Here is a 26239-nt window from a genome sequence, read left to right as displayed (position 1 = left end):
GCCACCCTACGATGCCTTACGTTTGGCTCCGCAGCTTCTCCGCCACCTTCGGCGCAAAATAGCTGAGCACGCCGTCGGCGCCGGCGCGCTTGAACGCCAACAGGCTCTCCATCATCGCGCGCTCGCCGTCGAGCCAGCCATTGTTGGCGGCGGCTGCGATCATCGCGTATTCGCCGGAGACCTGGTAGGCGAAGGTCGGCATCGCAAAGGTGTCCTTCACGCGCCGGACCACATCGAGATACGGCATGCCGGGCTTCACCATCACCATGTCGGCGCCCTCGGAGATGTCGAGGTCGACCTCGCGCAACGCCTCGTCGGTGTTGGCGCTGTCCATCTGGTAGGTGCGCTTGTCGCCGGTCAGCGTCTTGGCCGAACCGATGGCGTCGCGGAACGGGCCGTAGAAGGCGGAGGCGTACTTTGCCGCATAGGCCATGATCTGCACGTCGAGCAGACCTGAGCGGTCCAGCCCCGCGCGGATCGCGGCGACGCGGCCGTCCATCATGTCGGAGGGCGCGATGATATCGCAGCCGGCTTCGGCCTGGACCAGCGCCTGACGCACCAGCACCGCGACCGTCTCGTCGTTCAAAATCTTGCCGTCGGAGATCAGGCCGTCATGGCCGTGGCTGGTGAAGGGATCGAGCGCGACGTCGCAGAGGATGCCGATGTCAGGAAACTCCTTCTTGATCGCGCGCACCGCCTGGCAGACCAGGTTGTTCGGATTGGTCGCTTCGGAGCCTTCCTCGTCGCGCAGGGACGGGTCGGTGTAGGGAAACAGCGCGAGGCAGGGGATGGTGAGCTTCATCGCGCGCTCGGCCTCACGTACGGCCTGGTCGACGCTGAGGCGGTCGACGCCCGGCATCGAGGCGATCTGTTCGCGCTTGTTGTTGCCGTCAATCAGGAACAGCGGCCAGATCAAATCGTCGGTGGTGAGCACGTTCTCGCGCACCATGCGCCGGGCCCATTCGGCCTTGCGGTTGCGGCGCGGGCGGACGGTCAGATCGAGGGCAGGGGAGGCCGCAGTGCCATCTCGGCGCGAAACCTCGCGCAATTCGATCGGACGTCCGTATTTGATGGCCATCATTCTTCCTCCGGCTGGAATTATTCTTATACCAGCTCGCATGGTTCCCGCCACCGCGGCTTGACCTGCCGCAATGGATGGCAGGCGATTGATTTTGCGGGGCGAAACAGCCAGAAGGGGACCATGTCCGAAATCTCCACCCGCGATGCGGCCCGCGACGGCGCCAGTGCCAGGGACGCCGCCAGAGACAACGCGAGAGACAACGCGATGTCGGTGGCGGCGATCTCGTCGGAGCGCCCCGAGTCCGACGACAATGTCTGGACGCGCCGGCTCGTGCTGTTCCTGCGAGTGATGGCGCTGCTGTCGATTCTGAAGGGCCTCTATCACTGGGCCCAGGTCACGGGCTTCGTCGGCGGCGAGGACGAGGCGTTCGAGAACCAGTCGATGGCCTGGCAGGCCGCCACGGTCTATTTCGCCGTGATCGAGCTCGTTGCCGCGGTTGGCCTCTGGCTCGCGACGCCCTGGGGCGCGGTGGTCTGGCTGACGACCGTGGTGTCGATGGCCGTGATCGAACTGATGTTCCCGGGCATCTACGGCGGCAGCCTGATCGTCGTCGGTGTCGAAGCCTTCATGCTCGCCGCCTATCTCGCGCTCGCCTGGATGGCCGCGCGCGAGCGGCCGCCGTAGCGCGCAGTCGATTTCAACGTACACTCTCTCGTGCCCCGGACGCAGTGCAGCACGTAGCGATGCGCTGCAGAGCCCGGGGCCCATCACTCCGCAATTTCGTTTTTGGCTTTTTGGGTCCCGGATCTGCGCTTCGCTTGTCCGGGACACGAAAGCGGCGTTCGCGCAGTTGTGTGCGATTGGTTGACCGCTGGTTGCCTAAAATTCGAGGTAACTTTTCATTGACTCCGTGCATTCCGCCACAGCTCTTACGCGCCCGTTTCGAAACGGGGCGGCCCTGTACTGGAATGCGACAGAGGTGGCGGACGGAGGGTGAACAGGACCTTGCGAGGGTCAACAGACGGTTGCGAAAAGCCCTTGTGACACAGGCTTAATCCGCAATTCACTGTCTTAAATTCATGATCTCTTTATTCTCTTATTTAAGCCGATCTTCAAACGCCCCCCTTAAGTTGCACCTATCAGACGGAGCACAAGTTTCGTCGAATGAGTGTCGATAAAAACGACAACAGGGGAAGTGTCATGATGAAAGCCGTCGCAACTGCGGCAGATACCGCAGAGCGCGTCTCCGGCCAGCAGGGTTCGGTGCAGTCGCTCTATCTGGAAGCTTTGACTCTGGTGGAGCGGCTGCATCGCCGGCTCCTCGACGTCATCAAGGATGAATTCGATCGCCGCGGCCGCGCGGACATCAATTCGGTGCAGGCGCTCCTGCTGTACAACATCGGTGACAAGGAGCTGACCGCGGGCGAGCTGCGCACGCGCGGTTACTATCTCGGCTCCAACGTCTCCTACAATCTGAAGAAGCTCGTCGAACTCGGCTTCCTCGATCATCAGCGCTCGCGCGTCGATCGCCGCTCGGTGCGCATCCGCCTGACCCCGCAGGGTCAGGAAGTGCGCCGCATCGTCGACTCCCTCTACCAGAAGCACGTCAAGACGGTGGAGCAGGTCGGCGGTATCTCGGGCGAGGAGTTCTCGACCCTCAACAAGTCGCTGCACCGCCTCGAGCGGTTCTGGACCGACCAGATCCTGTATCGTCTCTGAGTTCTTTACGACGGGACTTGGCCAAGCCGGCCCACAACAAGACCGGCAAGCCTCCCGAACGTGCCTGACCTCCCCAAGCGCGCCGGCCCGGTTCTGCCCGGACCGGTGCGTTTTGTCGTTTCGCGACTGCGAAATAATTACCCGGCCGGGCGGAACCTGTTCCCCGCACCGCAGTTGTTACTGCGGATCGGAGGATGCGATGCTGGTCGAGCGCGGGCTTCAGGCAATGAACGTCGAACTCGTGAGCGATGCCTATGCCATTGCCGCGAATTACCTCCGCCGCTCCGGCGCGATTCCCGACACGCTGGTCACCAACGAACGCCTGCTCGAGATCGTCATCAAGCTGCTCCAGCACGGCGAATTGAACAAGATCAGGCTCGCCAACAAGGCCATTGGCCGGTTCGAGGCCCAGTCCGGGGCCCGCGCGGTTGCCTGATCAAAACTCCCAAAATTCGACAGAACCAGAGGGTGACATGGAAGCTGCCATCGACCGGATCATGCAGACCTATGACCTGCTCGCCAATCGCACGGCGGCGGCCAGCGAGGAGGCCCGCGTCAAGGTCACGAACTATCTTAATACCCTGATGGAAGCCGGCGAGAAGGACCCCCACAGGTTGACGGTTTGCGGATTGACCTATCTGCGCCAGCTCGACGGCAGCGTCGATCCGGTGAAGGCGGGGTATACCGGGCTGTAGGGGGCCGGTCCGGCCTGCATCAGCGGGCGCCGGCGCGGATTTTAAGGTCCAAATCGGACCCTTCAGGACTGAACGGGGCGGACGATTCAGAAGCCGTCCTCTCGCCCGGATCCTTCAATCCCCCACCATATCTTGCATAAATATCAGGCCCGACCCGCAAATACTTGGCCGGGGGCGGGTGATGTGGTAGATCGCGCTCGCCGCTTCCGATCGCCACACCAGACCGCCCGTAGCCCGCCAAAAGGCTGCGGCGGTGGAGATATTCGCAAGATGACCTCAGCCAGAACCGCCTCCGCGCCCGACTCGTTTTTCACCGCCCCGCTCGACCAGGCCGACCCGGAAATCGCCGCCGCCATCAAGGGCGAGCTCGGCCGGCAGCGCCATGAGGTCGAGCTGATCGCCTCCGAGAACATCGTCAGCCGTGCCGTGCTGGAAGCGCAGGGTTCGGTGATGACCAACAAGTACGCAGAGGGTTATCCGGGCGCGCGCTACTATGGTGGTTGTGAGTGGGTCGACGTCGCAGAGAACCTCGCGATCGATCGCGCCAAGAAGCTGTTCGGCGCCAACTTCGCCAATGTGCAGCCGAACTCCGGCAGCCAGATGAACCAGGCTGTGTTTTTGGCGCTGCTGCAGCCCGGCGACACCTTCATGGGTCTCGACCTCGCGGCCGGCGGCCATCTCACCCACGGCTCGCCCGTCAACATGAGCGGCAAGTGGTTCAAGGCCGCGCACTACACCGTGCGCCGCGAGGACCAGATCATCGACATGGACGCGGTCGCCAAGCAGGCCGAAGAGGTCAAGCCCAAGCTGATCGTCGCCGGCGGTTCGGCCTATTCGCGCGCCTGGGACTTCAAGCGTTTCCGCGAGATCGCGGACGGCGTCGGCGCGTACCTCCTGGTCGACATGGCGCACTTCGCCGGTCTCGTCGCTGGCGGCGTGCACGCCTCGCCCGTGCCGTATGCCCACGTCACCACCACCACCACGCACAAGTCGCTGCGCGGTCCGCGCGGCGGCCTGATCCTCTCGAACGACGAGGCTCTTGCCAAGAAGCTCAACTCGGCGATCTTCCCGGGCCTGCAGGGTGGCCCCTTGATGCATGTGATCGCGGCGAAGGCGGTTGCCTTCGGCGAGGCGCTGCGTCCGGACTTCAAGATCTATGCGAAGAACGTCGTCGAGAACGCCAAGGCGCTGGCCGAGGCGATGAAGAGCCACGGGTTCGATATTGTCTCCGGCGGCACCGATAACCATCTGATGCTGGTCGACCTCAGGCCGAAGGGCCTGAAGGGCAACGTCTCGGAGAAGGCGCTGGTCCGCGCCGCCATCACCTGCAACAAGAACGGCATTCCGTTCGACCCCGAAAAGCCCTTCGTCACCTCGGGCCTGCGTCTCGGCACCCCGGCGGCGACGACCCGCGGCTTCGGCGTCGCCGAATTCCAGCAGGTCGGCGGCATGATCGCCGAGGTCCTCAACGCGATCGCGCAGTCCGACGACGGCAAGGCGCCGCTGGTCGAAGCCGCGATCAAGGAGCGGGTCAAGGCGCTCACCGATCGGTTCCCGATCTATCAGTAACCCTAGGGTAAACGGATGCGCTGCCCGAACTGCAACAGTCTCGATACGCAGGTAAAGGACTCGCGTCCGACCGAGGATTCGTCCGTGATCCGCAGGCGGCGCGTGTGCGTCGCCTGCAATTTCCGCTTCACCACTTTCGAGCGCGTGCAGTTGCGCGAGCTCACGGTGATCAAGCGCAACGGCCGCCGCGTGCCGTTCGACCGCGACAAGCTGATGCGCTCGGTGTCGATCTCCTTGCGCAAGCGGCAGGTCGAGCCGGAGCGGGTCGAGAAGATGGTCTCCACCATCGTCCGCGAGCTCGAGACCGGCGGCGAGGCCGAGATCTCCTCGGAGGTGATCGGCGAGACCGTGATGGAGCATCTGCGCACGCTCGACGACGTCGCCTATGTGCGCTTTGCCTCGGTCTATCGCAATTTCCGCGAGGCCAAGGATTTCGCCGAGGTGCTCGGCGAGCTCTCCGGTGAGGAGGAAGCGCGGCTCGCCGCGATCCGCAAATGATCTTCCGGATCCTGGAGGATCAGTTCGCGCAGAAGGCCCGCGAGTCCAAGGACGCCGATCGCCGCTTCATGCAGCTGGCGCTGGCGCTGGGCAAGCGCGGGCAGGGGGGCACCTGGCCCAATCCTGCCGTGGGCGCTGTCATCGTGAAAGACGGGGTCATCATCGGCCGCGGCTGGACGCAGCCAGGCGGGCGACCGCATGGCGAGCCCGAAGCGCTGCGCCGGGCCGGCGAAGCCGCGCGGGGCGCCACGCTCTATGTCACGCTGGAGCCATGCTCGCATTTCGGCAAGTCGCCGCCTTGCGCAGACGCGGTGATCGCCGCCGGCATCACGCGGGTGGTCGCGGCGATCGAGGATCCCAATCCGGAAGTCGCGGGCCAGGGTCATGCGCGCTTGCGCGCCGCCGGCATCAATGTGGATGTGGGTCTGTGCGCGGCGGAGGCCGCGTTCGACCATGCCGGGCATTTTCGCCGCATCCGTGACAAGCGCCCGCATGTGATCCTGAAGCTCGCGGTCTCGCCTGACGGCAAGATCGGTGCGGCTGGCGGCAAGCCGCTTGCGATCACGGGCGAGGCCGTGCGCAATCGCGTGCATCTGCTCCGCGCCCAGAGCGACGCCATCCTGGTCGGCGTCGGCACGGTGCTGGCGGATGATCCGCAGCTCAACTGTCGCCTGCCGGGCATGGAAGCACGTTCTCCCATACGCGTCGTGCTCGACCAGAATCTGCGCATTCCGGCAGCGAGCCAACTTGGTCGTTCCGCGCGGGAGACGCCGCTCTGGGTGATCGGCTCGGAGCTTGCGGAAGCCGCCGCCGCCACGCGGCTCGGAGCGGCCGGCGCTCAGATCATCCGCGTACCGCCGGGAAACGCTTCCGGGCTTGATCTTTCGGCCGTGCTGCATGTGCTGGCGGAGAAAGGCATCACGCGGCTGATGGTCGAGGGCGGCAGCCGTGTCGCGGCGTCTTTCGTCGCGGCCGACCTGGCCGACGAGATCTGGCTGTTCCGCGGAGCGGAAGAGATCGGCCCAGGCGGCGTCGATGCGCTCGATGCATTGCCCCTGTCGAAAATCACGCAGTCGCAGGCCTATAAGGTTCATGCTAGCGAGACATTCGGCAAGGATACTCTCATCATCTACGAGCGCGCGTAATGTTCACTGGCATTGTCACCGATATCGGCGAGATCGTCGGCTTCACGCCAACAGCGCAGGGCCAGTTGCACAGGCTGCGCATCGCTTGCCGCTACGATCAGACCACCATCGCCGACGGCGCCTCGATCGCCAGCAACGGCGTGTGCCTGACTGTGGTTGCTTCCGGCGTCGCAGGCGGCAAAACCTGGTATGACGTCGATGCGGCGGCGGAGACGCTTGCGCTGACGACGGCGAAGCACTGGAGGGTCGGCACGAGGCTCAATCTCGAGCGCGCGCTCAAGATCGGCGACGAGCTCGGCGGCCATATCGTCGCCGGCCATGCCGACGGTGTCGCCACCTTGGTCAGTCGCGAGGACCTGCCTGATATGGCGCGGTTCGAGCTCTCGACCACGCGGGAGCTCGCGCGCTTTATCGCCACCAAGGGCTCGATCACGCTCGACGGCGTGTCCCTGACGGTCAATACGGTGAGAGACGTGACCTTTTCGGTGCTGATCATCCCGCATACCCTGACGGTCACGACAATCGGCGGCTGGAAAGCGGGCGCCGAGGTCAATATCGAGGTCGACCTGATGGCCCGCTATGCCGCGCGGCTGACGGAAATGAAGTGACGGCGGAGCCGTTATTCCGGGATGGTCCGATGGACCAGACCACAGGTGCGCAATTGCGCACCGGGGAATCTCGAGATTCCGGGCTAGATGCTTCGCGTCGCCCCGGAATGACAGTGTCTTTGAACTTGGCTTACATGCGTCCGGCGACTACATAGCGCCGACCTCTGTAGAACGGATTTAGACGATGGCAGACGCGCGACGCGCACCCCTGAAGGACCAGACCGACATTTCCGGCGCACGCGCGCTGATTGTCGAGGCGCGGTTCTATGACGATCTCCAGGACGCGCTTCTGGACGGCGCGGTGACCGAGCTGAAGGCGGCCGGTCTGACGCATGACGTCATCACGGTTCCCGGCGCGCTGGAAATCCCGGCGGCGGTCGCCATCGCGATCGATGCCGCAGCGGCGAACGGCAAGCCCTATGACGCGGTGATTGCGCTCGGCTGCGTGATCCGCGGCGACACCATCCATTTCGAGATCGTCTCGGAGGAATCCTCGCGCGCGCTGATGGATCTTGCGGTTTCGCGAAAGCTGCCGCTGGGTAACGGCATCCTCACCGTCAACACCGAGGCGCAGGCCTGGGCGCGGGCGCGCGCCAGCGAGCTCAACAAGGGCGGCGATGCCGCGCGCGCCGCGCTCGCGATGCTGCGCATCAAGCGCCGGCTGGCGCGGGCCTGATCATGGTCGACAACAGCAAAAAGCCGCCGGCCGGCACCGAGAAGAAAGCGAACCGGCGCGGTGCGGCGCGGCTCGCGGCCGTGCAGGCGCTGTATCAGATGGACATCGCTGGCGCCGGCATCAACGACATCTTTGCCGAGTTCGAGAGCCACTGGCTCGGCAACGAGGTCGAGGGCGATACTTACCTGCCGGCGGAAGCGGCCTTCTTTCGCGACGTGGTCTCCGGCGTCGTGCGCGACCAGAAGATGCTCGATCCCCTGATCGACGAGGCGCTGTCGAAGGGCTGGCCGCTGAAGCGGATCGAGGCCATCCTGCGCGCCGTGCTGCGGGCAGGGGCCTATGAGCTCCAGCATCGCAAGGACGTGCCGGGCCGCGTCGTCGTGTCAGAATATGTCGACGTCGCGAACGCCTTCGTCGACCGCGAGGAGACCGGCATGGTCAACGCCGTGCTCGACCAGATCGGCCGCCAGTTCCGCGGCGATGAGTTCGGGCGGGGGTAGTTATCCGCAAGGGCGGTGAAGTGATGCAATGCGGCTGCCCCATACTCCGCTGTCATCACCCGCGAAGGCGGGTGATCCAGTACGCCGCGGCTTATCGATTTTGCACGACTGTCTCTGGAATACTGGATCGCCCGGTCAAGCCGGGCGATGACAGTGAGGGGTGAGGCTGGCGCCGATGGCAAACCCGCAAAATCCCTCTGCTGAAGACTCCCTCATCGCGCGCTATTTCAAGCCGCTGGCGACCGATCCCGGCGCGTTCGGGCTGGTCGATGATGCCGCGGTCCTGTTCTCCTCCGGCGACGACATCGTCGTGACCACCGACGCCGTCGTCGAGGGCGTGCATTATCTTGCAACCGATCCGCCCGATACCATCGCCCGCAAGGCGCTGCGGGTGAACCTGTCTGATCTCGCCGCCAAGGGCGCGGCGCCCGCCGGCTTCGTGCTGACGCTGGCGCTGCGCAGCAAGGAGGATGGCTGGCTCAGGCCGTTCGCCGATGCGCTCGGCGAGGACAGCAGGACTTTCGCGTGCCCGCTGCTTGGCGGCGACACGGTGTCGACACCGGGGCCGCAGATGATCTCGATCACCGCCTTCGGCCGCGTGCCGAAGGGACGGATGGTCGGCCGTACTGGCGCGCGGCCGGGCGACCTCATCCTGGTGACGGGAACGATCGGCGACGCCGCGCTCGGCCTCGACGTGCTCACAGGCGGCGCCGCGGCCGGGGCGCTCGCGTCCGAACCGCAAGCGAAGGAGATGCTGGTTTCGCGCTATCGCGTGCCGCAGCCGCGCAATGTGCTGGCGCAGGCCGTGCGTGACCATGCGACGGCCGCGATGGATGTCTCCGACGGGCTCGCCGGCGATCTGACGAAACTCTGTGCGGCGTCCGGCGTCTCGGCCACGGTTGACGTGGCGAGCATACCCCAGTCACCCGCGGCGGCCGGCCTGATCGCGCGCAACGCTATTTGCGTTGAGACGCTGCTTGCCGGTGGCGACGATTACGAGGTGCTGTGCACGGTACCGCCAGCCGAGAGCGATGCGCTGATCTCCGCGGGGCGGGCGGTAGGCGTGGCTGTCACAGCAATCGGCACGATCGTCGCGGGCCGCGAGCGGCCGCGCTTCCTGGACGGGCAGGGTCACGAACTTACCTTGAAGCGTCTGTCCTACAGCCACTTCTAGGAATTGCGCCAGGGCGGCGGCCAAGCGCTCGGGATTAGGTCTAAATACTTGCCGAGATCGGCTTTTTCGGCCTCATCCGGCGTTGCACCCTCAATTTGATTTTGGCAAGCTTGTGACCGACCAGGGCCACACCTTCGTGCAAGGGGCGGCCCTGTTCAACATAAGGGCGCCCACCGCATGACGGAAAAAACAAAAGGCGCCGGGGGTACGTACATCAAGGATCTGAGGCAAAAATCACATGACAGCATTATGGTTGATAGTGCTCTGCGGAGTGCTTTCCGTCGTCTACGCGATTTGGGCGACGTCTTCGGTGTTGAGTGCGGATGCGGGGTCACCGCGCATGCAGGAGATCGCGGGAGCGGTGCGTGAAGGCGCACAGGCGTATCTCCGGCGCCAGTACACCACGATCGGCATCGTCGGCATCGTCATCTTCGTGCTGCTTGTCTATTTCCTCGGGCTCTATGTCGCGATCGGTTTTGCCATCGGCGCCATCCTGTCGGGGGCGGCCGGCTTCATCGGCATGAACGTCTCGGTTCGCGCCAATGTGCGTACCGCCCAGGCAGCGACCACGTCGCTTGCCGGCGGCCTCGAGCTCGCCTTCAAGGCAGGCGCCATCACGGGCATGCTGGTGGCGGGTCTCGCGCTGCTCGGCGTCACCCTCTACTTCGGCTTCCTGGTGCACTCGCTGAAACTCGCGCCCGATAGCCGTCTCGTAGTCGACGCCCTGGTGGCGCTCGGCTTCGGTGCCTCGCTGATCTCGATCTTCGCCCGTCTAGGTGGCGGCATCTTCACCAAGGGTGCGGACGTCGGCGGCGACCTGGTCGGCAAGGTGGAGGCCGGCATTCCCGAGGACGATCCGCGCAATCCGGCCACCATCGCCGACAACGTCGGTGACAACGTTGGCGACTGCGCCGGCATGGCCGCCGACCTGTTCGAGACCTATGCGGTGACTGCGGTCGCCACCATGGTGCTCGCGGCCATCTTCTTCGCCAAGACGCCGATCCTCGCCAACATGATGACGCTGCCGCTCGCCATTGGCGGCATCTGCATCATCACCTCGATCATCGGCACCTTCTTCGTGAAGCTCGGGCCGAGCCAGTCGATCATGGGCGCGCTCTACAAGGGCCTGATCGCAACCGGCATCCTGTCGCTGATCGGCATCGCCGGCGTGATCTACTACCTGATCGGCTTCGGCAAGCTCGACGGCGTCGACTATACCGGCATGGCGCTGTTCGAATGCGGCGTGGTCGGCCTGATCGTCACCGCGCTGATCATCTGGATCACCGAATACTACACCGGCACCGACTATCGTCCGGTGAAGTCGATCGCCCAGGCCTCGGTGACCGGTCACGGCACCAACGTGATCCAGGGTCTCGCCGTCTCGATGGAAGCGACCGCGCTGCCCGCGATCGTCATCATCGCCGGCATCCTGGTCACCTACAGCCTGGCCGGCCTGTTCGGCATCGCGATCGCGACTGCCACCATGCTGGCGCTGGCCGGCATGGTCGTCGCGCTCGACGCCTTCGGTCCGGTCACGGACAACGCCGGCGGCATCGCCGAGATGGCGGGCCTGCCGAAGGAGGTGCGCAAGTCGACCGACGCGCTCGACGCAGTCGGCAACACCACCAAGGCGGTGACGAAGGGTTACGCGATCGGTTCCGCCGGTCTCGGTGCCCTCGTGCTGTTCGCGGCCTACAACCAGGACCTCAAGTTCTTCGTTGCGGACTCCGCGAAACATCCGTACTTCGCCGGCGTCAATCCGGACTTCTCGCTCAACAATCCCTACGTGGTTGTTGGCCTGCTGTTCGGCGGCCTGCTGCCGTACCTGTTCGGCGCGATGGGCATGACGGCGGTGGGCCGTGCGGCCGGCGCGATCGTCGAGGAGGTGCGTCGTCAATTCCGCGAGAAGCCGGGCATCATGCAAGGCACCGACAAGCCTGATTACGGCAAGGCGGTCGACCTGCTCACCCGTGCGGCGATCAAGGAGATGATCATCCCCTCGCTGCTGCCGGTGCTGTCGCCGATCGTCGTCTACTTCCTGATCTACGTCATCGCGGGCGGCGGCGTGGCCGGCAAGTCGGCGGCGTTCTCGGCTGTCGGTGCGATGCTGCTCGGCGTGATCGTGACGGGCCTGTTCGTCGCGATCTCCATGACCTCGGGCGGCGGCGCCTGGGACAACGCCAAGAAGTACATCGAGGACGGCCATTTCGGCGGCAAGGGCAGTGATGCCCACAAGTCGGCCGTGACCGGCGACACCGTCGGCGATCCCTACAAGGATACGGCGGGACCGGCAGTGAACCCGATGATCAAGATCACGAACATCGTGGCCTTGCTGCTGCTGGCGATCCTCGCGCACTGAACGGCGCAGACGCGATACGAGAAAACCCCGCGGCGCGAGCCCCGGGGTTTTTGTTTGATGGTTGAGTTTGCGTAGGGTGGATTAGCCGAAGGCGTAATCCACCACTGTCCATCGTCGCACGCGAAGTGGTGGGTTACGCCAAGCGGTCTGCGTTTCGCGCAGTCCGCTTCGCTAACCCACCCTACGGTGTCCTCACTGCTCGCTTTGACGCCTACTGCACGTCCATCTGCAGACCTTCCTTCTGGATGATGCCGGCGAACTTCTTCGTCTCGGCGTCCACGAAGTCGGCGAACTGCTGCGGCGTGCCGTAGTCGGCGCGGGCGCCCATGGCGGCGATGTTCTTCTTGATGTCGTCGCGCTCCAGCATCGCCTTGACCTGAAGATTGAGCGCTTCCAGCACGGCGGGCTGCACACCCTTCGGCAGGAACACCGAGAACCACGACGACACGTCGAAATTGGCCAGTTCCGGCGCGCTCTCGCGCATGGTCGGCAGGTTCGGCGCGAGGTCGCTGCGGTCGGTCGTGGTGACGCAGAGGCCGGTGAGGGTGCCGTTCTGCACCTGCGGCAGGCTTGGATAGAGATTGTCGAACAGGATCTGGATGTCGCCGGCCAGCGCGGCCTGGAGCGCGGGGCCCGCGCCGCGGAACGGGATGTGCGTCATCTTCAGTCCGGTGAGCTGGAGGAACCAGGCGCCGGTGAGGTGAGGGCTCTGGCCGACGCCGGACGAAGCGTAGCTGAGCTTGTCCGGGTTGGTCTTCAGATACGCGATCAGCTCGGCGACCGACTTGATGCCGGTCTTCGGATGCGCCGAGACGATGTTCGGGATCCGGATCATGTTGGAGACCGGCTGGAGCTGGTCCGGCTTGTAGGTGAGGTTCTTGAAGATGCTGTAGGCGATCGCGTTCGGCCCGGGGTTGCCGATCAGGATGGTGTGGCCGTCAGGCTTGGCGCGGACGGCCTCGGCCGTGCCGATCGTACCGCCGCCGCCGGAGCGGTTCTCCACGACCGCCGACTGACCCCAGGCGGTCTGCAGATGCGCGGCCAGGAGCCGGCCCATGACGTCGGTCGAGCCGCCGGCCGCGGCCGGCACGATGATGCGGACGTTTTCGGTGGGCTTCCAGTCCGCCAGGCTCGATCGCGGCAGGATCGCTGCGGCCGAGAGGCCGGCAGCACCGGCGAGCACGCGACGGCGGGACAACAAAGTCTTCTGAAGTTTCGTGGGCACGAATCCACTCCCTGCTTCTTGTTTTGCAGTGAGCGTATGGAACCGGGCGGGTAACGGCAAGCCGCACGCGACGGCAAGTGCCGCGCGGAGGGTGGCACGACGCCGCAGGCTGAAGACTCAGTTAAAGCTGAGCAGCTTGAACAGCGGCGTGAGGTAGTTCATCTCCTGACCCGACGTCGCCGTGGTCCGGCTGATGAAGTCGAAGATCTTGCCGTCCTGAAGGCCGTAATTCGCCAGCCGGCGTACGCGCCGGTTCTTGTCGAAATAGACCGCGATGACGCGCTGGTCGACCACCTTCTGGTTCATGAAGGCGACCATCCGCTCCGAGCGCTGCGAGATGTAGTAAAACACCTCACCGTCGAGGGTTGCGACCGTGGAGGGCGTGCCCATCACGATCAGCACTTGGTCTTGGCTCGCGCCGATCGGAATCTGCTCGAGCGCGCCGGGCGGCAGGATGTAACCCTTCTGGAACTGCTCGCCGGTGCAGCCGGCAAGGGCGGCGCCGACCAAGGCGACGGCCGCGAGCATGCGCAAACCGCGCCAGCGTGCATGAGGGCCGCGCGGCTTGTTGGCGCGCAGGCTGGTCTGGTTCGTTATCGTCATAGTGGAACTGATTCCGTCCCCTTGCGTCGCGCGAGGCGCTGAAGTACCGGGCGGAGACTGCAATTGCAACACGCGCACGCCCGCTTGCGGAACCCACAATGGTTTGGCCGTTCAATCACTTCAGGAAACCCCGGCAAGCCCCGCGCGGCACCATTGAAGCCATCTATGGCATGATCGTGACGCAGGCGCGAGAACCCATATTTTACCGCGACTTGGGCGTGCCCGATACGGTTAACGGGCGTTTCGACCTGTTGCTGCTGCATCTCTGGCTGCTGCTGCGACGCCTGCGCACGGTCCAGGGCGTGAACCAAGCCGCCAATCAGGGCGCCACGGAGCTGTCGCAGGCGCTGTTCGACCGGTTCTGCGAGGACATGGACGACAATCTGCGCGAGATGGGCATCGGCGACCAGACCGTGCCGAAGCGGATGCGGGCCTTCGGCGAGGCGTTTTACGGCCGCGTCCAGGCCTATGATCAGGCCATCGGTGGCGGCGGCGAGGCGCTGGCGGCCGCCATCTGCAAGAATATCCTGAATGGGACCGGCATGGACCAGGCGCGGCGGCTCGCGGCCTACGCCCGGGCCACCGAGGCCGATCTCGGCCGGACCGACGAGGCCACGCTGCTGCGCGCGTCTTTCAAGTATCCCCCAGCGCTCACGGAGGACATCACGCCATGAGCCGACCGAACGCCGAATCCAGACCCGATCCCTGGCGGTCCCCCGTCATCGTGGCGCAGATCCCCGACACCGGCCTGCACCGCAAGCTCGAGGCTTCAGTCGCCGAGCGGCAGGCCATCGCCGAGGTCGGCGGCTTGCGGGAGGTGCTTTCCGCCCAGGCTGCTTTCGACGTCGTGCCCAAGAGCGGCGGCCGGATCCAGGTAACGGGGCACGTCCGCGCCCGGATCGGCCAGATCTGCGTCGTCACCCTCGATCCGATCGAGAACGAGATCGAGGAGGACGTCGATCTGGTGTTCGCCCCCGAAGCCGAGGTTCGGAAGATGGCCGACCTGATCGAGGAGGGGCAGGACGACGCCGAGCCGCCGGAGGTGATCGATCCGCCGGAGGCAATCGTGAACGGCATCATCGATCTCGGCCGGATTGCCACCGATGCGCTGTTCCTGGCGGTCGACCCCTATCCGCGCAAGCCGGGTGTCGTGTTCGAGGCCGAGGTCACCGCGCTGGACCCCGAGGACCATCCGTTCGCGGCGCTGAAGGCGCTCCAGGACAAGAAGAAAGGCAAATAGCTGGGCATTCCCGGGGAGGATCGCTTCGCGAGGTGCGTAAGCCGCCTGTCCGAATGGTTTGATGGGCGCCCATATCTATTTGATTTTAATATGCTTATTGCAAATCTTCGCCGGCGCCCGCGGATCGCCCCGAATGCAAAAGGCTGGGGGCAAGAGGTTGTTTCGGGATAACAAAACGCTATTGTCGCGCCCCGGTCCGGGCGCGGCGTGGCGCTAGGCCGGTCGCCATGTCCATGGCGAAGCCATTCTGCGGCCCCGCTCGTTCAAGACCGCACCAGACCAGGTTTCCAGGACTTTTATGCCAAGCAAGGTTCGCATCGCGCTTGACGCCATGGGGGGCGACGTCGGCGCCGCCGTGGTCATTCCGGGCGCCGCCATCTCGCTTCACAGGCATCGCGAGATCGAATTCCTGCTGGTCGGCGACCGCGCCAAGATCGAGCCCGAACTCGAGAAGCATCCCGCCCTCAAGGCCGCTTCGAAGATCATCCATACCGACGTCGCCGTCAGCATGCATGACAAGCCGAGCCAGGCGCTGCGGCGCGGCCGCAAGACCTCCTCGATGTGGCTCGCCATCGACGCGGTCAAGAAGGGCGAGGCGGATGTCGTGATCTCCGCCGGCAATACCGGGGCGCTGATGGCGATGGCGCGCTTCCACCTGCGCACGCTGCCGGGCATCGACCGCCCGGCGATTGCCGGGGTATGGCCGACCAAGCGCGGCGAATCGGTCGTGCTCGACCTCGGTGCCACCATCGGCGGCGATGCACACCATCTGGTCTCGCTTGCCGTCATGGGCGCCGCGATGGCGAGCGTGCTCTTCAACAAGCCCCGGCCCACGGTCGGCCTGCTCAATATCGGGACCGAGGAGATCAAGGGGCACGAGGAGATTCGCGAGGCCGGGGACAGGCTGCGTACGGTGGACCTGCCGGAACTCGATTATCTCGGCTTCGTCGAGGGCGACGGCATCGGCAAGGGGCTGGCCGACGTTATCGTCACCGAAGGCTTCAGCGGCAATATCGCGCTCAAGGCCGCCGAGGGAACCGCGCGGCAGATGGCGGAATTACTTCGTAATGAAATGCAGCGGAGCTGGCTGTCCAAGCTCGGCTATCTCTTGGCGCGCAGCGCCTTCCAGGCGCTGCGCGACAAGATGGATCCCAACAAGTCCAATGGCGGCGTGTTCCTTGGATTGAAGGGGATCGTGGTCAAGAGCCATGGCGGAATCAGCGCCGAAGGCTTTGCCTATGCGATCGATGTTGGCTATGAGATGGCTCACTACGATCTCCTGAACAAGATCAATCAGATGCTCAACCGCGAGGGTGGTGCACTTAGTTCCGTGCAGACCGCGCCGGAGGATGTTTCGTGACTCAAATTCGTTCGGTCGTGCTGGGCTGCGGCTCTTATCTGCCGGAGCAGGTGGTGACCAACGCCCAGCTGGCGGCGCGCATCGATACGTCCGACGAATGGATCGTGCAGCGCACCGGCATTCGCGAGCGGCATATCGCGGCCGAGGGCGAGTTCACCTCGCATCTGGCGATCAAGGCGGCGCAGGCTGCGCTCAGCGACGCCGGCGTGGACGCACAGTCGATCGAGCTGATCGTGCTGGCGACCTCGACGCCTGACAACACCTTCCCCGCAACTGCGGTCGCGGTGCAGCACGCGCTCGGCATCAACCATGGCGCGGCGTTCGATCTCCAGGCGGTGTGCTCGGGCTTCGTGTTCGCGCTCGCCACCGCCGACAATTTCCTGCGCACCGGCGCCTTCAAGCGTGCGCTGGTGATCGGCGCCGAAACCTTCTCGCGCATCCTCGACTGGAACGACCGCGGCACCTGCGTGCTGTTCGGCGACGGTGCCGGCGCGGTGGTGCTGGAGGCACAGGAGCAGCCGGGCAATGCCGCGACCGACCGCGGCATCGTGACCACTCACCTGCGCTCCGACGGCCGCCACAAGGCAAAGCTGTTCGTCGACGGCGGTCCGTCCTCGACCCAGACCGTCGGCCATCTGCGCATGGAGGGCCGCGAGGTCTTCAAGCACGCGGTCGGCATGATTACCGACGTGATCGTGGACGCCTTCCAGACCACCGGGCTCAATGCCGACAGCATCGATTGGTTCGTGCCGCACCAGGCCAACAAGCGAATTATCGACGCCTCAGCCCACAAGCTCCACATCGCGCCGGAGAAGGTGGTGCTGACGGTGGACCGCCACGGCAACACCTCGGCGGCCTCGATCCCGCTGGCGCTGTCGGTGGCGCGCAAGGACGGCCGCATCAAGCGCGGCGACATGGTTCTGCTGGAGGCGATGGGCGGCGGGTTCACCTGGGGCTCCGCGCTGGTGCGCTGGTAGAGCCACAATCGATAGAATTTTGCCGGAATTAGCCGCGATTATCGATGCGTCTGCATTGATGAGCGCTGTTGACCGCCGTATCGTAACCTCCTAATTTCAGACAACAATTGTTCGCCGTGATGTGGGGCAGGGCGATGACCGACCAAAGCAAAACCGTAACGCGTGTTGATCTCTGCGAGGCCGTCTACCAGAAGGTGGGCCTGTCCCGCACGGAATCGTCTGCGTTCGTGGAACTCGTCCTGAAGGAGATCACCGACTGCCTCGAGAAGGGCGAGACGGTGAAATTGTCCTCTTTCGGCTCCTTCATGGTCCGCAAGAAGGGTCAGCGCATCGGACGCAACCCGAAGACCGGCACCGAGGTGCCGATCTCGCCGCGTCGCGTCATGGTGTTCAAGCCGTCGGCGATCCTGAAGCAGCGGATCAACACCCAGCATCGTGGCAATGGCGACGCCAGCAAGGCTCAACCCGAGGCGTAACCGCCTCCGCGAAGGATTTGGCATTTGGACAAGGCGCCGGATGCGTTCCGAACCATCAGCGAAGTAGCGCAGGAACTCGACATTCCGCAGCACGTGCTGCGGTTCTGGGAGACCCGATTCGCCCAGATCAAGCCGATGAAGCGCAGCGGCGGCCGCCGCTATTACCGCCCCGACGACGTCGATCTGCTCAAGGGCATCCGCCGCCTGCTCTACGGGGAGGGCTACACCATCCGCGGGGTGCAGCGGATCCTCAAGGAGCACGGCGTCAAGTCGGTGCAGGGCCTCGCCGACGGCGCGGCCGCGGTCTCGTTCGGGGCCATCGAGGATGCCATCGGCGCGAGCCTGATGGAGCCCGACGACGACGAGGCGCCCATCAAGGGCGTCACGGATGCCGATGAAGACGACTACCAGGGCGACGAGGAGGAAGGCATCGACTTCCGCTTCACGGAGGTCGACGACGAGGACATCCTCACCACCTTCCGCAAGGGCGGCGCTCCCGCCGCACCTGCCGGGCCCAGCGCCATCGACCGGGAGCGGCTCGGGCGGGTGCTCGCTGACCTCGTCGCGTGCCGGGAGATGCTGGATCAGGCGCTGAAGGACGGCTGAGGCGGATCGGCCGGCTTTGCGGGCAGTTCCGGGGCTTTCGGCACCGACCCGATTCAGGAGAGGCACCAAAATGGTGTGACCTCGCCTTGCGCAAAGCAGCGATCCTAGCTAATGGAACGACGTTCGGAGCGTGGCGCAGCCCGGTTAGCGCACTAGTCTGGGAGACTAGGGGTCGGAGGTTCAAATCCTCTCGCTCCGACCATTACTTAGCCGGATTTCAGGGCATCCGGATTTTCCCAAGGGTAACGATCAGGGTAACGCGCTCCGCGGCTATGGTCGCAGTGGATATCTTCCAAAGTCGGGAAGATTTGACTCGGGCCTATTTCTTCTATATATTGGAAAATACCCGTGGGGACGGGAAAGGGAAGAACACCAACCAAGCTCAGAAAGCAGCGACAGTCATGAACGACACCCTCAAGCAGACGGAGCAAGTCGTAATGCTCGCAATTTTGCGTAAGCAGCCCGACGCGTATGGCGTCTCCATCTACGAGGAACTGGAGAAGCGCCTGAACAAGGCAGTTCCGATGGCGACGATCTATGCGACTCTCGAAACTCTGGAGAAAAAGGGGTTCGTCCAGAGCAAGCAAGGTCAGGCAACCGCAGAACGCGGGGGCCGAGCGAAGATGTTTTTCGGAATCACCGGTAAGGGGCAGATGGCCCTCAACGCATCACTCTCCGCGCTGGACCGGCTGCGCGCAGGGACCAAACTGGCAGGAGCCATGGCGTGACTGAAATGAACGAGGATGATGACAAACAAACTGACGATGTTTTCGTGCATTTCACAGACGAAGCGCTGAAACATGTACTGCACTTCGATCACGAAATTCGCGGCAGATTGGTCGAGAATATGATCAAGCTGACGGCGGAAGAGCACAAGCTTCTCGTGGCGGAGCTTGCAAAGCTTGAGGCTAACGCAACGCAGCTTGCTCCGCCAGCAACCAAACGAGCGACGCCGCCGGCTCCAGCTGAATTCTTGCTCGCATTTATCGCGCCGAAAAATTCTGCACAGGCGTTTCTAGGCGATCTTGAAGAGCTTTTCCAGAAGAACGCCGAGAGGTTCGGTGAACCGCAAGCTCGTCGCATGTATTGGTTTGAGGTCGCACGTTCGTTCGGGCCGTTGGTGTGGCAATGGATCAAGCGTATGGGTTTCGTGACGCTCGTGGTCGACTACGTTCGTTCGAAATTCGGACTCTAAATCGGAAACTCACTGACGCTCGTCACCGGCCCCTGCGTCGCCACCCATAGCGTAATGGCGACAGAGAGCACCAAGTCGTCGTGAGCGCCGACGCGCGCCGCGTAGGTCGTGCGGCCGGCCTCGGAAATCTTCCGTTTGAAGTCCTTCATTTCTTCCTTGAGCGCTGCGGCATCATTCGCCGCTGCCGCGATGCGCAGTTCTCCGCTGTGCGAATGCGCCTCAAGGTTGGAGATCAGCAAGCCTTTGGGCACGTGCCACGATCTGCCGTGCTGCGTTGCTTCCAATCCCGCGGTGATCGTGATCCTGCTTGGCCGTAGCCCGGCAGCATCGAACATGTCGCCAACCGGCCGACCGACGCCGGTTTCATCGATGACAAGCTTTGGCTTGAGTAGGTTGAGCGGCGGGCGCGCAAGCAAGTTGGCGACCCGCTGAATCTGTTGCGGGTACGACATGCCAAGCGGCAGGCGCTCCAAATGGCGCACGTCGAAGTGCTCGGTTCGATCCTGGCGCCAGTAGCCGGCCTTGATGTTCTCTTTCCAAGTCTCCAGCGGCACGACTCGGTGGTTCATGACGCTGATTGCGGTGGGGTCGGTGCTCTGACCAAGGTCGACACCCACGAACCAACGATCGACCGCCCGCGCAGGGATTTCACGTCTACTGATTGCAGTCATACCCATAGCGGCCGAACCTCATTGGTAAACATGGCGTCGATGATCGACGTCGAGAAAGCTGCATCCTCGGTGTCGAGAAACTCGCACAGGTACTCCTCCCGGAACTTCGTCTCGCCGAGATTCTTGCGCTCGCGGGCCAGGAATTCCGGAGTGATGCGAGGGCAGGAGCCCAACGCGACTTGGATGCGGTGCCAGTCCGAATCGCTCGACGTCCAAGTTTCGTAAAACGCGCCCCGCTTGCCTTTTGGTGTCGACAAGTAGACCAGTTGCGCACGCCGATTGGTCGCGAGCATGGGGCGGATGGCGGCAATCAGTGCGTCGGAGCACCGCGCGGCCTCGTCGATGATGGCTAGGCGTACATTGGCAAGGCCGCGGATGGTGTCGCCGTCGTTGTCGCCGGGCAGAGCGAGCAGGCGACTTCCGTTTGCAAACTCGATGCGCCGCGCTGCATCGCCGACCAGGGGCGCAGCATCTTTGATGCGATTGTGCGTCGTGCGGGCTCGCAGCACGAATTCGTCGGATAGGCGCTGTGCCGGCGATGCGATCAGGATCAGGCTGTCCGGCTCGGTGGTCGCCACCGATAGAGATTTGATGACGCTCGCCTCGGTCTTTCCATGCTGTCGGGGGATCAACATGGCGGTTTGGGGTGCGTCGGAACGGACGAATTCGGCCTGCCATTCGTCCAGCTCGATCTCGGCGTCCAGAGCGAGCAGGGCCGGATCCAGTGCGCGGGCCATGTCTTGGGCAAGCGCATTCATGGCAGCGGCACCGGGCAGGGGACGGGGACAGGCCTGGCCTCGATGACCAAGGGCGGCTTGCCCGCGCGCGCCGTGATCGCCGCGGCGGCATCGGTCTCCGTTCGGTGCAGGACCGCACCCACCGCGCGAGCGGCGTCAGGGAACGGGCGGAGGGCGGTTACGAGTGCTTGGCGCATGGCCAGGTAATCGGCGCTAATCAGGAGCGACGTCGACCGCACGTCGTGGCGCTGCACGATCATGCCCAAGAGCTTACCGACGAGCGCCAGGTTGGCGGTAATCGCGCCCTCGGCGCTGATCGCCGCTTTGATGTCGGCGAAGTCGATGGCCGTGGCCACATGTTGTTGCAGCCGCGCCCGCTGGTGCACGAGCTGCGACAGCAAGCCTTCCTGCTCGCTCGCTTGTAACGCGTCTAGGTCGATCTCGGTGGGCTTCTGCGCGGTCAGGATCGCCGCGCGCATCGCAGGGCTGACATGGTTCGCCGCGTGCCGGCCGACTGCATCAGCGCTGACGTTGAAGCGGCGGGCGAGGGCGTTGTGCGCGATGCCGTGCGCGAGGCCGATCTCGATCTGATGCTGGGACTTGTGGGAGCAGATAGAACACTTCGGGCCGGTCTTGCCCATTACTCAACACACCTGCGATTTGCCACCGCGGATTTGCGGTTCGATACCCCTATGTTTACCCCACCATACCAAAGAATCCGTGAATCAGCAAAAGTGCTGCAAATGGCGTAACGATGCGTAACAGAGCACTAGTCAGTAGAACTAAGGCGCGTTGATTTGAGCGAACAGAGCGGCGCGATTCGGTGCAATAGAGCGCGCGGATTCATAGACGGCTCCGAAGTCCCAAGGTTATGAACGTGGTGTGATTTGGAGGCGATGATGACACAGACGCTCGCGGTCGTGCTTTGCTGTATTGTTCTTCTGATGCCGCGAGCGGGGCTTGCATATCCTGTGCAGGGACCAGGCGCGACGAGCTGCGCTGAGTTCGCCAAGATGTATCAAGCAGACCCCAGCATCGAAATGATCTTCTTCACCTGGGCGCAAGGATACATGTCGGCCATCAATATGAGCGTTTTGGCCTCAGACCGATTGGCACGTGAACTTGCGGGTGAGGCGGCAGATCAGAAAAGGGCGTTCCGTAGCTACTGCGCAAACAACCCACTCAAGAACTACATGGACGGGGTTTTGGATCTTTACGGGAAGCTGCCTTTTTATCGAAGAAACTGAACCAGCCAGTGCGATTTCCAGTACACTTCAATGTTGACTCCGTTCGTTGGTTCACTGGTTCACCTATAGGGATATGACTGAACCGAACCAGACGATGATGGGGCATTTATGCCCCCCATCGTATCGTCCGTGGTTCATGGAGTGGTTCACGTGAACCAGCCTGATATCTAAGGGGTTTTTGTCCCTGTTGGTTCGGTTTTGGTTCACCCGTTGGTTCGCTCAATTTGCCCCTGGGAAACGCGCTGGTGGCAGCGGTGGTTGGTTCACCCCTGAACCACGCGAATCCATGGCGTTAAGCTCACGCTCGCCCGCACCGGTCAATGTCCAGCCATTGCGCTCGCCACGGATCAGATTCTGTTGTTCGAGCTTTTGCGCCAGGCGGTAGACGCGGCTGTCGCTCATCCCGATCAGCTTCGCCACGTCGCGGCGGCTCTTGCGCGGATGCTGATCGATGGTTCGCAGCAGCGCGTCCTCGTCCCGCTCATTCGCCCGCTCGCGCTCCACGATGCCAACGTCCGACACCGGCCGCGCGACAACGGTCGGAATGGGACGCCCCTTGGTGTCCCGCAGCTTCGGGTGCTGCACTGTCACCAGTTCGAAATGCACCGGCTCGAACGACGATCCGCGGAACTTGCCGAGGGCTTCGAAAGCGATCAGTTGGCCGTTCCGCCGCAAAGCCACGTTGCCGTCCACCTCGTTTAAGAATGCCCCGCCGCCCTTCGGGATCAGGTCATCGTCGGCCGCACGCTTGGTCGGATGCGCCAGCGCGAGCACGCACGGCCCGCCGGGGAGATTCGTCATGGAACGCAGCAGGCGGGCATAGTTGCCCATCTGGACGTTGTCGTTGTCGTCGTCGCCCTCGAAATACGCGGCGACCGTGTCGACGATGACCAGCGTGGGGTGCAGTTTCTTGGCTGCTACCTCGGCCTCGATGTTCGCGACGTTCTCCGAAATCTTGACCACGCCGTTAATGAAGTGGACGTCCACGGCGTCGGGATCGATACCCATCTCTTGGGTCACGCCGAGCCACCGCGCTTGGACGTCCGTCGGATTTTCGCCGGCCGCGTAAATCACGGTTCCTCTCTCGACTTCAATGCTCCCGATCGAACGCCCCGTTGCAACATGTGCAGCGAGGCGCATGGCGGCAGCAGTCTTGCCGCCGCCCGTCTTGGCGGTCATCGAGTAGCAAAAGCGCCGTTGGAAGATCCGGTCGACGACATAGTCGGGCGGCACGAAATCGCGAACGAACTGGCCCGACGACTGAATCAGGTTGGTGTGCGCAGCCGGTTTCGGGAAAGGGACGACAGTCATTGCTTTTGTCTTCTCAAGATGTTCATGGAAACGGCGCTGTTCCCACCGCTCGAATTTGATCCCGTTGCCATCGGGTCGACCATCCGCCAGCCATTTCGCATAGCCCGCGTCGTCGAGATCGAAATAGCGATCCAGCCACTTCAGGCGGCTCGCTTCGTGCGCATCCCGGTCCGCCTGATCCGCCGCGCGCTTCGCGCCGACCTTGGCAGCCAGGTCGTTCAAAATGGCTTCCGTTCGCTCCCAGGCGTCGCCGCAGGGCTCGTAACCGCGCTCTCGCTCGCCATGCATCACGTCGACAATCAGCTGATCAAGCCAGTGCTTTTCGCGGTCGTATCGTGACCACTCATCGATCAGCGCGGCTTCATATTGCTCCATCGTCACAGCCTGGCGAGGATCGCCCGGGCCGAGCAGATTGTTCGCAAGCAAGGGCGGTTCGTACTCGTGCATCAGATCGCGCCACAGGGCGAAGCCGTCCGCATTCGGCCATTGGCGATGCATGTCCCAACCAAGCGCGAGCGGTGGAGACATCTCGGGTTCATGGCTCCCGCCCCACCACCATTCGGTAAGGTCGCGGAACGCCTCGATGCTAAGAGGGGCGGATAAGCGTTCGACCTCGTCGATTTCCAATAAACTCATCGTGGACTCCTTTGATGGAGCCCCACGCAACATTTACATTGCGATGAACGTCGAAGTGTGCTAGCGATGAACTTGCGATAGTTTACCGGACAACTCTTCGACGCCTCAGCAATTGCCGTTGCTGGGGCGTTTTCGCTATGTTGGCTTGTTGGTCGGGTTGAGTGGATGGCTTCGGCAAAATTCGAGCCAATCCAGATTTTCGACTAACTCCTTGCAGCGCGTTCGCCAGGCCGTCGGCTCAATCAAGATATCGGCTCGGTAACGCTCGACGTGATCATGCAGAAGCGCGTAAGCGTGCGCGCAAGCCTTGTCGATCTCAGACTGTGCGGACATTGGTCGCCTGTGGTTTGCCGGTGCGCGAGCTGATTTCGATCTCGAAGCCGACGTGTGCCCCGACTTCGAGCGACTCGAGACCACGGGGGAGCGCGCTCACGTGGCAAAAGACGTCGTGCCCGTCCGTACCGATGAAGCCAAAGCCCCGTTCGGTGTTCCATTTCTTCACTTGTCCGATTTTCATGTTGTCCTCTTTGAGTGGGTTGATTTACGCGCAAGCGGCCGGAATGAACTCGTGCGCTTCTATCCATTCGGCGGCGGCGGCCTCGCTGATCCGGGTGCACTTCCCGATCTTGACCACGCGCGGCCCTTTGCCTTCGGCGCATCGCCGGTAGAAGGTGGCTCGGTGGATGCGATATCGCCGGCAGAATTCATCGACAGTCAGCATGTGCCACTCCTGTTCCTGAACGCAAAAAATCCCGCCGCAGGCAATCAAGCCTTTGGCGGGTTCGTCACAGCGCAAGGATGCGCTCGATTCTTTAATTGTCGCTTAACGTCGCGGGTCGGCGCGCTACTCCTTAACGCGCGCTTTCAATCCGATCTCGATGAGCTGTCGGATCGCATCGGACACGTTCGGAATCGGCTTTTGCTTGGCACGCCACTTGTCGATCGCTTCAAGCATGCTCTCGCTGAGGCCGACGAGCTTTTTGATCGGATAGATTTCGGGGCGTGGCATCGGTACTCCTCACAAATAGCGCATATGCGTTATTGACAAACCGCATATATCGCATATACGTTATTTCCGAGCTTGAGGCAACAGCCCGGCCGAATCGGAGAGCAGCATGATTAATCTTGCCACCTTCAACCCCGCCCGCAGCACGCACATCTACACTCTTCCGGGTGCTTTCTTTTCCAACGGGGGCGCCTTTATGGAATTCGTCTTTGAGCGTCGCCAATACGAGGCGGCCGTGCAGACGTTCACCAAAGAGGCAAGCCCGGCGGGGATAACTGAGAGTGTCGCAGCGGCCCGCCGGTACGGTTTCGCGATGACCAGGGCAGAAGCCCGAGATGCGGCCGCCGACGCGCTGCGCGAGAAGCTGGCGGCACTCGGCTATAGCGAATCCGACATCCAATGGCATGCAGCGCGGCGCGGCCGACGGGATCGCCATCTCTACTTCATGGACCAACGCACTGTTGCCGCGCGCTGGGACGAACTGCGGAAGCGTCGGACGCATTAGCGCTTGTTGCGGGGCGGCCGGGCTTTAGCTCGCGCTGCCTTTCGCGCTTCATACTTCCGTTCCCAAGCGTCTTCGCGCTCCCGCTCGATCGCTTCGTTCCGCAATTTATTCAGCGCGTGCTCACAACGCATCTGCGCCAGTTCGACCTCGGTCAACCCGAGACCGTTGGGAACGTCGGACGACGCGGGCCGCGGCGGCGGCTTGCGTCCCACTCGCGTGGCCTGAACCATCTCCCATACGTTAGCCAGCGTCGACAGGAACGGCTTGCCCGGCCTATAGACGACGAGCTTCCCCGCTCGCGCCAAGCGTTTGAGCGTGTCAGCGGTCACGCCGCTGCCTTCCGGAAAGGCGAGCCGCGCCAGCTCATCCAAAGGTCTAAGGGTTTTGTCGGTCCAATCGGTCACAACCGAGCGGTAGCACGGTCGCGGCGCTTTTCATGTTGACTGTCAACATAAACCCCTATTTTCACAGGCTTTTTGT

General features: G+C 63.4%; 33 protein-coding genes and 1 tRNA gene. 23 read left to right on the top strand and 11 right to left on the bottom strand.

Annotated features, from left to right (window positions below):
- Positions 1 to 16 precede the first annotated feature (16 nt).
- Complete coding sequence (gene hemB, locus ACKWRH_RS25570) at positions 17 to 1078, bottom strand: porphobilinogen synthase (protein ID WP_445222474.1); 1062 nt, start codon at positions 1076 to 1078, stop codon at positions 17 to 19.
- Positions 1079 to 1201: 123 nt separating this feature from the next.
- Between hemB and ACKWRH_RS25565 the strand changes: the two genes are divergently transcribed.
- The 12 genes from ACKWRH_RS25565 to ACKWRH_RS25510 all read left to right on the top strand — a co-directional run bounded on the left by ACKWRH_RS25565 (position 1202) and on the right by ACKWRH_RS25510 (position 11964).
- Entirely contained in the window at positions 1202 to 1705 is a 504-nt protein-coding gene (locus ACKWRH_RS25565; RefSeq protein ID WP_028155097.1) for a DUF6163 family protein, read from the top strand.
- 516 nt (positions 1706 to 2221) lie between these two features.
- Complete coding sequence (gene ldtR, locus ACKWRH_RS25560) at positions 2222 to 2740, top strand: transcriptional regulator LdtR (protein WP_011087797.1); 519 nt, start codon at positions 2222 to 2224, stop codon at positions 2738 to 2740.
- Positions 2741 to 2939: 199 nt separating this feature from the next.
- Positions 2940 to 3176, top strand: a complete 237-nt coding sequence (locus ACKWRH_RS25555) for a hypothetical protein (protein WP_445215776.1) — start codon at positions 2940 to 2942, stop codon at positions 3174 to 3176.
- A gap of 37 nt (positions 3177 to 3213) precedes the next feature.
- The gene (locus ACKWRH_RS25550; protein WP_074118440.1) at positions 3214 to 3435 is read left to right on the top strand and encodes a hypothetical protein; all 222 of its coding nucleotides are present in this window, start codon (positions 3214 to 3216) and stop codon (positions 3433 to 3435) included.
- Between the two features lie 270 nt (positions 3436 to 3705).
- Positions 3706 to 5004: a serine hydroxymethyltransferase gene (gene glyA, locus ACKWRH_RS25545; RefSeq protein WP_445215775.1), complete on the top strand. Its 1299-nt coding sequence runs from the start codon at positions 3706 to 3708 to the stop codon at positions 5002 to 5004.
- 15 nt (positions 5005 to 5019) lie between these two features.
- Positions 5020 to 5502: a transcriptional regulator NrdR gene (gene nrdR, locus ACKWRH_RS25540; RefSeq protein ID WP_195804169.1), complete on the top strand. Its 483-nt coding sequence runs from the start codon at positions 5020 to 5022 to the stop codon at positions 5500 to 5502.
- On the top strand, positions 5499 to 6647 hold the full coding sequence (ribD, locus tag ACKWRH_RS25535) for a bifunctional diaminohydroxyphosphoribosylaminopyrimidine deaminase/5-amino-6-(5-phosphoribosylamino)uracil reductase RibD (protein WP_445215774.1): 1149 nt from the start codon (positions 5499 to 5501) through the stop codon (positions 6645 to 6647). Before nrdR ends, ribD begins: the two co-directional genes overlap by 4 nt.
- Positions 6647 to 7255 carry a riboflavin synthase gene (locus tag ACKWRH_RS25530; protein WP_445215773.1) on the top strand — a complete coding sequence of 203 codons (609 nt, stop codon included), beginning with the start codon at positions 6647 to 6649 and terminating at the stop codon, positions 7253 to 7255. The genes ribD and ACKWRH_RS25530 overlap by 1 nt, the downstream gene beginning before the upstream one ends.
- Before the next feature lie 184 nt (positions 7256 to 7439).
- Positions 7440 to 7931, top strand: coding sequence for a 6,7-dimethyl-8-ribityllumazine synthase (ribH, locus tag ACKWRH_RS25525; protein WP_445215772.1), 492 nt, complete (start codon positions 7440 to 7442; stop codon positions 7929 to 7931).
- Between the two features lie 2 nt (positions 7932 to 7933).
- Positions 7934 to 8431 (top strand): transcription antitermination factor NusB, encoded by a 498-nt coding sequence (gene nusB, locus ACKWRH_RS25520; RefSeq protein WP_028152493.1) that lies wholly within the window; start codon positions 7934 to 7936, stop codon positions 8429 to 8431.
- Between the two features lie 175 nt (positions 8432 to 8606).
- Positions 8607 to 9605, top strand: a complete 999-nt coding sequence (gene thiL, locus ACKWRH_RS25515; protein ID WP_445215771.1) for a thiamine-phosphate kinase — start codon at positions 8607 to 8609, stop codon at positions 9603 to 9605.
- Positions 9606 to 9843: 238 nt separating this feature from the next.
- Positions 9844 to 11964 (top strand): sodium-translocating pyrophosphatase, encoded by a 2121-nt coding sequence (locus tag ACKWRH_RS25510; RefSeq protein ID WP_445215770.1) that lies wholly within the window; start codon positions 9844 to 9846, stop codon positions 11962 to 11964.
- A 211-nt stretch (positions 11965 to 12175) separates the two neighbouring features.
- Here the strand turns inward: ACKWRH_RS25510 and ACKWRH_RS25505 are convergent, their stop codons facing one another.
- Positions 12176 to 13189, bottom strand: a complete 1014-nt coding sequence (locus tag ACKWRH_RS25505) for a Bug family tripartite tricarboxylate transporter substrate binding protein (RefSeq protein WP_445215769.1) — start codon at positions 13187 to 13189, stop codon at positions 12176 to 12178.
- Between the two features lie 117 nt (positions 13190 to 13306).
- Positions 13307 to 13792, bottom strand: coding sequence for an outer membrane protein assembly factor BamE (locus ACKWRH_RS25500; RefSeq protein ID WP_445215768.1), 486 nt, complete (start codon positions 13790 to 13792; stop codon positions 13307 to 13309).
- Positions 13793 to 13890: 98 nt separating this feature from the next.
- On the opposite strand from ACKWRH_RS25500, the gene ACKWRH_RS25495 reads away from it, so the two are divergent.
- From ACKWRH_RS25495 to ACKWRH_RS25455, 9 genes are all read left to right on the top strand, one after another.
- Positions 13891 to 14466: a ubiquinol-cytochrome C chaperone family protein gene (locus ACKWRH_RS25495; protein WP_445215767.1), complete on the top strand. Its 576-nt coding sequence runs from the start codon at positions 13891 to 13893 to the stop codon at positions 14464 to 14466.
- Positions 14463 to 15032 (top strand): YceD family protein, encoded by a 570-nt coding sequence (locus ACKWRH_RS25490; protein WP_445215766.1) that lies wholly within the window; start codon positions 14463 to 14465, stop codon positions 15030 to 15032. The genes ACKWRH_RS25495 and ACKWRH_RS25490 overlap by 4 nt, the downstream gene beginning before the upstream one ends.
- Before the next feature lie 298 nt (positions 15033 to 15330).
- Positions 15331 to 16392: a phosphate acyltransferase PlsX gene (plsX, locus tag ACKWRH_RS25485; RefSeq protein WP_445215765.1), complete on the top strand. Its 1062-nt coding sequence runs from the start codon at positions 15331 to 15333 to the stop codon at positions 16390 to 16392.
- Complete coding sequence (locus ACKWRH_RS25480) at positions 16389 to 17369, top strand: beta-ketoacyl-ACP synthase III (RefSeq protein WP_014494784.1); 981 nt, start codon at positions 16389 to 16391, stop codon at positions 17367 to 17369. The genes plsX and ACKWRH_RS25480 overlap by 4 nt, the downstream gene beginning before the upstream one ends.
- Before the next feature lie 134 nt (positions 17370 to 17503).
- Positions 17504 to 17845, top strand: coding sequence for an integration host factor subunit alpha (locus tag ACKWRH_RS25475; RefSeq protein WP_028152484.1), 342 nt, complete (start codon positions 17504 to 17506; stop codon positions 17843 to 17845).
- Between the two features lie 24 nt (positions 17846 to 17869).
- On the top strand, positions 17870 to 18451 hold the full coding sequence (locus ACKWRH_RS25470) for a MerR family transcriptional regulator (RefSeq protein WP_445215764.1): 582 nt from the start codon (positions 17870 to 17872) through the stop codon (positions 18449 to 18451).
- A gap of 124 nt (positions 18452 to 18575) precedes the next feature.
- Positions 18576 to 18653: transfer RNA gene (locus tag ACKWRH_RS25465), tRNA-Pro, on the top strand.
- Positions 18654 to 18852: 199 nt separating this feature from the next.
- The gene (locus tag ACKWRH_RS25460) at positions 18853 to 19179 is read left to right on the top strand and encodes a PadR family transcriptional regulator (RefSeq protein WP_445215763.1); all 327 of its coding nucleotides are present in this window, start codon (positions 18853 to 18855) and stop codon (positions 19177 to 19179) included.
- Between the two features lie 5 nt (positions 19180 to 19184).
- The gene (locus ACKWRH_RS25455) at positions 19185 to 19646 is read left to right on the top strand and encodes a permease prefix domain 2-containing transporter (RefSeq protein ID WP_445222473.1); all 462 of its coding nucleotides are present in this window, start codon (positions 19185 to 19187) and stop codon (positions 19644 to 19646) included.
- On the opposite strand, the gene ACKWRH_RS25450 is transcribed toward ACKWRH_RS25455, so the two are convergent.
- From ACKWRH_RS25450 to ACKWRH_RS25440, 3 genes are read right to left on the bottom strand one after another with little or no spacing between them, the layout of a single operon-like run.
- A complete protein-coding gene (locus ACKWRH_RS25450) occupies positions 19643 to 20323 on the bottom strand; it encodes a hypothetical protein (protein WP_445215762.1) in 681 nt (226 codons plus the stop codon). The genes ACKWRH_RS25455 and ACKWRH_RS25450 overlap by 4 nt on opposite strands.
- Entirely contained in the window at positions 20314 to 21075 is a 762-nt protein-coding gene (locus ACKWRH_RS25445; RefSeq protein WP_445215761.1) for a terminase large subunit domain-containing protein, read from the bottom strand. Before ACKWRH_RS25445 ends, ACKWRH_RS25450 begins: the two co-directional genes overlap by 10 nt.
- Entirely contained in the window at positions 21072 to 21695 is a 624-nt protein-coding gene (locus ACKWRH_RS25440) for a hypothetical protein (RefSeq protein ID WP_445215760.1), read from the bottom strand. Before ACKWRH_RS25440 ends, ACKWRH_RS25445 begins: the two co-directional genes overlap by 4 nt.
- Before the next feature lie 258 nt (positions 21696 to 21953).
- Between ACKWRH_RS25440 and ACKWRH_RS25435 the strand changes: the two genes are divergently transcribed.
- Positions 21954 to 22301 carry a hypothetical protein gene (locus ACKWRH_RS25435; RefSeq protein WP_445215759.1) on the top strand — a complete coding sequence of 116 codons (348 nt, stop codon included), beginning with the start codon at positions 21954 to 21956 and terminating at the stop codon, positions 22299 to 22301.
- Positions 22302 to 22520: 219 nt separating this feature from the next.
- On the opposite strand, the gene ACKWRH_RS25430 is transcribed toward ACKWRH_RS25435, so the two are convergent.
- The 4 genes from ACKWRH_RS25430 to ACKWRH_RS25415 all read right to left on the bottom strand — a co-directional run bounded on the left by ACKWRH_RS25430 (position 22521) and on the right by ACKWRH_RS25415 (position 25257).
- The gene (locus ACKWRH_RS25430) at positions 22521 to 24248 is read right to left on the bottom strand and encodes an AAA family ATPase (RefSeq protein ID WP_445215758.1); all 1728 of its coding nucleotides are present in this window, start codon (positions 24246 to 24248) and stop codon (positions 22521 to 22523) included.
- A gap of 316 nt (positions 24249 to 24564) precedes the next feature.
- Positions 24565 to 24765 (bottom strand): cold-shock protein, encoded by a 201-nt coding sequence (locus tag ACKWRH_RS25425; RefSeq protein ID WP_445215757.1) that lies wholly within the window; start codon positions 24763 to 24765, stop codon positions 24565 to 24567.
- Between the two features lie 24 nt (positions 24766 to 24789).
- On the bottom strand, positions 24790 to 24969 hold the full coding sequence (locus ACKWRH_RS25420) for a helix-turn-helix transcriptional regulator (protein WP_445215756.1): 180 nt from the start codon (positions 24967 to 24969) through the stop codon (positions 24790 to 24792).
- Between the two features lie 123 nt (positions 24970 to 25092).
- On the bottom strand, positions 25093 to 25257 hold the full coding sequence (locus tag ACKWRH_RS25415) for a hypothetical protein (RefSeq protein ID WP_445215755.1): 165 nt from the start codon (positions 25255 to 25257) through the stop codon (positions 25093 to 25095).
- Positions 25258 to 25363: 106 nt separating this feature from the next.
- On the opposite strand from ACKWRH_RS25415, the gene ACKWRH_RS25410 reads away from it, so the two are divergent.
- Complete coding sequence (locus ACKWRH_RS25410; RefSeq protein WP_445215754.1) at positions 25364 to 25759, top strand: hypothetical protein; 396 nt, start codon at positions 25364 to 25366, stop codon at positions 25757 to 25759.
- Here the strand turns inward: ACKWRH_RS25410 and ACKWRH_RS25405 are convergent.
- Entirely contained in the window at positions 25756 to 26163 is a 408-nt protein-coding gene (locus tag ACKWRH_RS25405) for a hypothetical protein (protein ID WP_445215753.1), read from the bottom strand. The genes ACKWRH_RS25410 and ACKWRH_RS25405 overlap by 4 nt on opposite strands.
- Positions 26164 to 26239: the final 76 nt, after the last annotated feature.

The organism is Bradyrhizobium sp. Pa8, assembly GCF_052588265.1.
Note: the sequence above shows the minus strand (reverse complement) of the source record. Positions and strands in the feature narration are given on the sequence as shown.

Coding starts and splice junctions, on each gene's coding strand:
- hemB (WP_445222474.1), bottom strand. CDS start 1,078: ATGGCCATCAAATACGGACGTCCGATCGAATTGCGCGAGGTTTCGCGC.
- ACKWRH_RS25565 (WP_028155097.1), top strand. CDS start 1,202: ATGTCCGAAATCTCCACCCGCGATGCGGCCCGCGACGGCGCCAGTGCC.
- ldtR (WP_011087797.1), top strand. CDS start 2,222: ATGATGAAAGCCGTCGCAACTGCGGCAGATACCGCAGAGCGCGTCTCC.
- ACKWRH_RS25555 (WP_445215776.1), top strand. CDS start 2,940: ATGCTGGTCGAGCGCGGGCTTCAGGCAATGAACGTCGAACTCGTGAGC.
- ACKWRH_RS25550 (WP_074118440.1), top strand. CDS start 3,214: ATGGAAGCTGCCATCGACCGGATCATGCAGACCTATGACCTGCTCGCC.
- glyA (WP_445215775.1), top strand. CDS start 3,706: ATGACCTCAGCCAGAACCGCCTCCGCGCCCGACTCGTTTTTCACCGCC.
- nrdR (WP_195804169.1), top strand. CDS start 5,020: ATGCGCTGCCCGAACTGCAACAGTCTCGATACGCAGGTAAAGGACTCG.
- ribD (WP_445215774.1), top strand. CDS start 5,499: ATGATCTTCCGGATCCTGGAGGATCAGTTCGCGCAGAAGGCCCGCGAG.
- ACKWRH_RS25530 (WP_445215773.1), top strand. CDS start 6,647: ATGTTCACTGGCATTGTCACCGATATCGGCGAGATCGTCGGCTTCACG.
- ribH (WP_445215772.1), top strand. CDS start 7,440: ATGGCAGACGCGCGACGCGCACCCCTGAAGGACCAGACCGACATTTCC.
- nusB (WP_028152493.1), top strand. CDS start 7,934: ATGGTCGACAACAGCAAAAAGCCGCCGGCCGGCACCGAGAAGAAAGCG.
- thiL (WP_445215771.1), top strand. CDS start 8,607: ATGGCAAACCCGCAAAATCCCTCTGCTGAAGACTCCCTCATCGCGCGC.
- ACKWRH_RS25510 (WP_445215770.1), top strand. CDS start 9,844: ATGACAGCATTATGGTTGATAGTGCTCTGCGGAGTGCTTTCCGTCGTC.
- ACKWRH_RS25500 (WP_445215768.1), bottom strand. CDS start 13,792: ATGACGATAACGAACCAGACCAGCCTGCGCGCCAACAAGCCGCGCGGC.
- ACKWRH_RS25495 (WP_445215767.1), top strand. CDS start 13,891: ATGGTTTGGCCGTTCAATCACTTCAGGAAACCCCGGCAAGCCCCGCGC.
- ACKWRH_RS25490 (WP_445215766.1), top strand. CDS start 14,463: ATGAGCCGACCGAACGCCGAATCCAGACCCGATCCCTGGCGGTCCCCC.
- plsX (WP_445215765.1), top strand. CDS start 15,331: ATGCCAAGCAAGGTTCGCATCGCGCTTGACGCCATGGGGGGCGACGTC.
- ACKWRH_RS25475 (WP_028152484.1), top strand. CDS start 17,504: ATGACCGACCAAAGCAAAACCGTAACGCGTGTTGATCTCTGCGAGGCC.
- ACKWRH_RS25460 (WP_445215763.1), top strand. CDS start 18,853: ATGAACGACACCCTCAAGCAGACGGAGCAAGTCGTAATGCTCGCAATT.
- ACKWRH_RS25455 (WP_445222473.1), top strand. CDS start 19,185: ATGAACGAGGATGATGACAAACAAACTGACGATGTTTTCGTGCATTTC.
- ACKWRH_RS25450 (WP_445215762.1), bottom strand. CDS start 20,323: ATGGGTATGACTGCAATCAGTAGACGTGAAATCCCTGCGCGGGCGGTC.
- ACKWRH_RS25445 (WP_445215761.1), bottom strand. CDS start 21,075: ATGAATGCGCTTGCCCAAGACATGGCCCGCGCACTGGATCCGGCCCTG.
- ACKWRH_RS25440 (WP_445215760.1), bottom strand. CDS start 21,695: ATGGGCAAGACCGGCCCGAAGTGTTCTATCTGCTCCCACAAGTCCCAG.
- ACKWRH_RS25435 (WP_445215759.1), top strand. CDS start 21,954: ATGACACAGACGCTCGCGGTCGTGCTTTGCTGTATTGTTCTTCTGATG.
- ACKWRH_RS25430 (WP_445215758.1), bottom strand. CDS start 24,248: ATGAGTTTATTGGAAATCGACGAGGTCGAACGCTTATCCGCCCCTCTT.
- ACKWRH_RS25425 (WP_445215757.1), bottom strand. CDS start 24,765: ATGAAAATCGGACAAGTGAAGAAATGGAACACCGAACGGGGCTTTGGC.
- ACKWRH_RS25420 (WP_445215756.1), bottom strand. CDS start 24,969: ATGCTGACTGTCGATGAATTCTGCCGGCGATATCGCATCCACCGAGCC.
- ACKWRH_RS25415 (WP_445215755.1), bottom strand. CDS start 25,257: ATGCCACGCCCCGAAATCTATCCGATCAAAAAGCTCGTCGGCCTCAGC.
- ACKWRH_RS25410 (WP_445215754.1), top strand. CDS start 25,364: ATGATTAATCTTGCCACCTTCAACCCCGCCCGCAGCACGCACATCTAC.